This is a genomic window from Plebeiibacterium sediminum, from assembly GCF_026013605.1.
GTDB lineage: Bacteria > Bacteroidota > Bacteroidia > Bacteroidales > Marinilabiliaceae > Saccharicrinis > Saccharicrinis sediminus.
The window spans coordinates 1-2,124 of record NZ_JAPDPJ010000176.1 but is presented as its reverse complement, the minus strand read 5'-3'; the positions used below and the strand labels follow the sequence as shown (position 1 = coordinate 2,124).

Annotated in this window: 1 protein-coding gene; it reads left to right on the top strand. The window is 42.0% G+C overall.

Features of this window, described 5'->3' with window-relative positions; translation table 11 throughout:
- Positions 1-225 precede the first annotated feature (225 nt).
- Complete coding sequence (locus OM075_RS24885; RefSeq protein WP_301193270.1) at positions 226-1,962, top strand: hypothetical protein; 1,737 nt, start codon at positions 226-228, stop codon at positions 1,960-1,962.
- The last annotated feature ends 162 nt before the right edge of the window (positions 1,963-2,124 follow it).

The window sequence follows — 2,124 nt, the reverse complement described above, 5'->3', positions numbered from 1 at the left end:
TCCGGCCCACGAAACACCCAAAACGGTAAACGTTTCAACCACCTTATAAAAAAGGCAAACGGACAGGACACATTTATAAAAAACGGCAACGTAATCGAAACCGTTGAAAGCTGTATTGATATTATTGGTACGCATTTTCGGGAAGTTGAAGAACTGGCAAGTAACCTACAAGGTGATTCACTCAAAGAGACTTGTCGGAATATTTTCAACTTTTCGTACAACTACTTGCAGTACCATAAAGACGATGATGGAACGGAACAGCTCCGCACTCCATCTCGCTCCTGGTTAGATGGACAAATCAAGTTCAAACAGAAAGGCAAATCAGAGTCAGGAATTGATTGTGATGATTACAGCATTTTTGTGGGTTCGCTTTTAAAGTGTTTGGGTATTCCCTTCAAGCTCCGCATTACCAAGTATGACGGTAAAAAGAACTTTCAGCATATCTATGTGATTGTCCCTGCGGTTGGCGATTCCGAAGATGAAATCGTTATCGACCCTGTTCTCTCAAAGTTCGATTACCAAAAACCTTACAGTTTTGAGCGTTCTGATTTTGATATGTCTCCGCTACAATTAGCAGGGCTACGTGGTATTGACGGCATAACAGGCACAAGTGCTTTAGGATTACCCATATCTGTTCTATCAGGAATTGATTTGGCTGGCGGTGTTCAGGCACAAACCAACCATGAAGACCTTATTGCCATTGTTTCAGGTGTTGACTTTGACGATGCCATAAGTGGTTTAGGTGATGCAGAAGATGCCACATATAACTATTTAGTCCGCACCCGGAATTATCTCTTAAAGAACAGGGATAACAAGGATAAAATGGCTCACGTCCAAAACCCAGACCAATTCATTTCAATGTTGGACCAGGCTATCAAGTTTTGGAATACGCCACAGCGAGATGCCGTATTGGATAAGCTATCGGATATTGAAGAAAAGCTTGCTGAAAAAGGTCTGATTAAATACGATTCAGAAGCCATCCAGGGATTGGCTGAATTAGATGAGTTGGACGATGAAATGGACGGTTTAGGAAGAAGAAAAAGACGTAGAGGCAGATTCTTCAAAGCCATAAAACGTGTGGGCAAAAAGATTGGCAAAGTAGCCAAGAAAGTAGTTAAGGCAATTGTAAGATTTAATCCTCTATCCATTGCAATCAGAGGCGGATTATTGGCAGCCTTACGTTTAAATATGTTCGGTATAGCCAAGAAATTGCAATACGCCTATTTACCCGATAATCTTGCAAGCAAATACAACATCGACCCGGCAAAACATGCCAAACTAAAAAAGACACACGGCAAGGTTCGTAAGCTATTCAAAGGTTTACAGGGTAAAGAATCCAACCTTAGAAAAGCAATCCTCAAAGGTGCAAAGCAAAAGAGTTCAGACTTCTCCCTAAAAGGCATTGACGGTTTACTTGCCGATTTGAAAGGCTTGGAAGCCATTGGCGAATTGGCAGAATTGGGCAATATGGGTGCAGTTGCCACAGCAGCCTCAGTAACCGCAGCAAGTGGTGTGTTGGCAAAAATCGGAAGTTGGTTAAAGCCTATCAAAAACATCTTTACAAAGGTTAAGAGTAAATTCAAAAAAGCAGCTCCGGCAACAGAAGCAGTATCTCAGTTTACCAATCAGGCAGCTCCTACAACCGAGGCTTATGCTCCACCTACAAACAGCGTGATGCCTCCATCAAATAGTATTATGCCACAGTCCGGCAGTTATACTCCCCAACCCATAATGAAATCCGGGAACTACACACCACAATCGACTACACCGAATCCTACTGCAACAGGCAAAAAGAAACTGAGTAAGGGTGCAAAAGTCGGTATTGGTTTAGGTGTTGCAGCTCTTGTTGGTACAGGAGCTTATCTCATGTTCCGAAAGAAAGACAGCACTCCGGCAAAACGGAAATCATCTCCCAAGAAAACCACCAATAAAGAAGATTTAGGAAGCATCAAGCTTCAATAAATAATTGTGAATCAATAATTAAAATTTAGAAAACATGGCAGTTAAAAAATCAACGTCAAGTACCCCCAGGAGAACTTCAAGAGGTACAAAGATTGACTTTATGAAAGCTACCAACAACATAGGCAAGCCCATTGCTGCCGTAGCAGGGTTTGCAGTTGGCAA